Genomic DNA, 3,557 nt, shown 5'->3' with positions numbered 1-3,557 from the left:
GGTGCTGGTGGACCGGGTGTTCCTGCACGAGCGCACGGGCTCCATCGCCCTGGAAAGCCTGCAGGCGGCGGGACGCCCCCTGCTCGCGCCGCGCCAGGTGTTCTGCACCATGGACCACGTGGTAGACACCCGCCCCGGCCGCACCGACGAGACCCTGATGCCGACCGGCGGCGCCTTCATCCGCGCCACCCGGGCGGCGGCGGGGCGGGCGGGGGTGCAGCTGTTCGACCTCGGCGATCCGCGCCAGGGCATCGTGCACGTGGTCTCGCCGGAGCAGGGGGTGGTGCTGCCCGGCCTGACGGTGGTCTGCCCGGACAGCCACACCTCCACCCAGGGCGCCTTCGGAGCGCTCGCCTGGGGCGTCGGCTCCACCGAGGCCGAGCACGCCATGGCGACCGGGACGCTGCGGGTGAAGCGCCCCCGGACGCTGCGCATCACCGTGGACGGGCGGCTCGGCGCAGGCATCACGGCCAAGGACCTGGCCCTGCACGTCATCTCCCGGCTGTCGGCCAGCGGGGCGAGGGGCTTTGCGGTGGAGTACGCAGGCGAGGCGGTGGAGGCCATGTCGATGGAGGGGCGCATGACGCTCTGCAACATGGCCGCCGAGCTGTCCGCCTTCGGTGCGCTGATCGCCCCGGACGAGCAGGCCCTGGCCTACCTGCAGGGCCGCCCCTACGCGCCGCGGGGCGAGGCCTGGGACCGGGCGACGGCGCACTGGTCCACCCTACGAAGCGACCCGGGCGCCGCGTTCGACCTGGAGCGCCGCTTCGACGCCGCTGAGGTCGCGCCCACCGTGACCTGGGGGACGAGCCCCCAGCACGCCGTGCCGCTCTCCGGGCGCACGCCGGCGTTTGAGGACGTCTCCGACCAGGACAGCCGCGAGAGCTACGACAAGGCGCTGGCCTATATGGGCCTGCAGCCTGGGCAGGCGCTGGCGGGGCTGCCCGTGGACGCCGCCTTCATCGGCTCGTGCACCAACGGCCGTCTCTCCGACCTGCAGAGCGCCGCCGCCGTGCTGCGTGGGCGCAGGGTCGCGCCGGGCGTGCGCGCCATCTGCGTGCCCGGCTCCATGGCGGTGAAGAGGGAGGCGGAGGCGGAAGGGTTGGACGCGGTGTTCAGGGCCGCGGGCTTCGAGTGGCGCGAGCCCGGCTGCTCCATGTGCTTCTTCGCCGGCGGGGAGAGCTTTGCGCCCCAGGCCCGGGTGGTGACCTCCACCAACCGCAACTTCGAGAGCCGCCAGGGGCCGGGCGTGCGCTCCCACCTGGCGTCGCCCGCGACGGTCGCGGCCTCCGCGGTGGCCGGCCGGATCGCCGATCCGCGGGAGCTCGGGCCGTGAGCGCTGCGCCCTTCACCCGCCTCACAGCTGTGGCCGCGCCGCTGATCCGGCCCAACATCGACACCGACGCCATCATCCCGTCCCGCGAGATCAAGGCGGTGTCCAAGCAGGGGCTGGCGCAGGGCCTGTTCGCCGGCTGGCGCTATACCGAGGTTGGCGGGCGCGAGCCCGACCCCGGCTTCGTGCTGAACGACCCGGCCTATGCGGGCGCGCAGATCCTGCTGGGCGGCGTGAACTTCGGCTGCGGCTCCTCGCGCGAGCACGCCGCCTGGGCCCTGGCGGAGTACGGCTTCCGCGTGGTCATCGCGCCCTCCTTCAACCCGATCTTCCAGGGCAACTGCGTGCGCAACGGCATCGTGCCGGTCCCGGCCGCGCCGGAGCGGATCGAGGCCCTGGCCCGCGCCATCGCCCCCAACCCGCAGGCCCGCCGCGTCTGCGTGGACCTCGCCACCCAGACCCTGGCCGGCCCGGACGGCGAGGAGAGCGGCTTCGAGATCGGGGCGGAGGCCAAGGAGATGCTGCTCCACGGCCTGGACGCCATCGACCTGACCTTCAAGCGGCGGGGCGAGATCGAGGCCTTCCGCGCCGCGGACGCCCAGCGCCGCCCCTGGGCCTATCTGTAGCAGGAGAGACGCGTGCGAGCCGATCCCAACCTCTACGACTACTGGCCCTATCGCGACCGGCCCAAGATCACCTGGCCGGGCGGCAAGAAGCTGGCCTTCTGGATCGCGCCGAACATCGAGGTCTACGAGTACGACCCGCCGGTGAACCCCCAGCGCCCGGGCTGGCCCAAGCCCACGCCGGACGTGGTCGGCTACGCCCAGCGCGACTGGGGCAACCGGGTCGGCCACTGGCGGCTGATGGAGCTGATGGACCGCTTCGCCATGCGCGGCTCCATCTCGCTGTCCACCGCCCTGATCGATCACCATCCCGAGATCATCGAGGCCTGCGTGGCGCGGAACTGGGAGTTCTTCAGCCACGGCATCTACAACACCCGCTACAGCTACGGCATGGACGAGGCGCAGGAGCGCGCGGTGATCGAGGACTCGATCAACAGCATCCAGGCCGCCACCGGCAAGCGCATCCGCGGCTATCTCGCCCCGGCCCTGACCCACACCGAGCGCACCTTCGACCTGATCGCCGAGTACGACTTCTGGTACACCTGCGACCTGTTCCAGGACGACCAGCCGCAGCCGCTCAAGACCCGCTCAGGCCGGCTGATGTCCATGCCCTATTCGCTCGAGGTCAACGACGTCATCACCTACGGCGCGATGGCCATGACGCCGGAGCGCTACGCCGAGGTGCTGAAGCGCCACTTCGACCGGCTGCTGGCGGAAGGCGAGCGGTCGGGCACGGTGATGTGCATCCCGCTGCACGCCTACCTGGTCGCCCAGCCCCACCGCATCCGTCCCTTCGCCGAGGCGCTGGCCCACGTGGCGGCCCACGCCGACGACGTGTGGATCACCACGGCGGCCGAGATCGCGGGCTTCTACCGCGAGCACTGCTGGGACGCCGCCCAGGCCGACATCGCCGGCCGAGGCCTGGCCACCGGCGGGACGGGGTTCGCGGATACGGAGGGCGCCCATGCCGCTGCCTGAGGACTACCTGACCTATCCCCGCCGCCGCTACGGCTCCGACCAGGACCGCTACGCCTGGCGCATCGCCGGGTCCGCGCCGATCCGCTGGCCCTGGGGCGGGCCCCTGGCGGTGATGATCGTGGTCCCGGTGGAGCACCACGCGCTGAACCCGCCCGGCAAGCCGTTCAAGTCGCCCGGCGCCATGGTCACCCCCTATCCGGACCTTCGCCACTACACCACGCGCGACTATGGCGCCCGGGTCGGCGTGTTCCGCCTGCTCGACGCGCTGAAGGCGGCGGGGCTGAAAGCCACCTTCCCGGTCAATGCGCGCCAGCTGGAGCGGCTGGCGCCGCTGGTGCAGGCCATCGCCGAGGACGGCCACGAGCTCGCCGCCTACGGCCTGTCGCCCGAGCACATTCACTGGGGCGGGCTGGACCGGGCGACGGAGGCCGCCTGGGTGGCGGAGGTCCGCGCGCGGTTCGAGGCGGCGGGGCTGCAGCCCCGCGCCTGGCTCAGCCCCGCGCGCCAGCAGTCGTTCGCCACCTTGGACCTGATCGCCGCCCAGGACTTCGACGTCTGCCTGGACTGGGAGATGGACGAGGCGGCGGCCCTCATGCGCACCGAGGCCGGGGCGGTGGTCGCCC

The 3,557-nt window shown here is 72.7% G+C and carries 4 protein-coding genes; all 4 read left to right on the top strand.

The genetic code is table 11. The features are described 5' to 3' along the window. The coding region (locus HUV06_RS15190) for a 3-isopropylmalate dehydratase large subunit (RefSeq protein ID WP_174302085.1) at positions 1-1,336 on the top strand (1,336 nt) is incomplete at its 5' end. After that, complete coding sequence (leuD, locus tag HUV06_RS15185; RefSeq protein ID WP_174302084.1) at positions 1,333-1,959, top strand: 3-isopropylmalate dehydratase small subunit; 627 nt, start codon at positions 1,333-1,335, stop codon at positions 1,957-1,959. The genes HUV06_RS15190 and leuD, both read left to right, overlap by 4 nt. A gap of 12 nt (positions 1,960-1,971) precedes the next feature. Continuing rightward, a complete protein-coding gene (locus HUV06_RS15180) occupies positions 1,972-2,934 on the top strand; it encodes a polysaccharide deacetylase family protein (protein ID WP_174302083.1) in 963 nt (320 codons plus the stop codon). Further along, positions 2,921-3,557, top strand: a 637-nt coding sequence (locus HUV06_RS15175; RefSeq protein WP_174302082.1) for a polysaccharide deacetylase family protein, incomplete at its 3' end; no start/stop codon positions are given. The genes HUV06_RS15180 and HUV06_RS15175, both read left to right, overlap by 14 nt.

It is taken from the genome of Caulobacter sp. S45 (genome assembly GCF_903642205.1).
GTDB lineage: Bacteria > Pseudomonadota > Alphaproteobacteria > Caulobacterales > Caulobacteraceae > CAHJWH01.
This window is presented reverse-complemented; position numbering and strand designations above follow the sequence as displayed.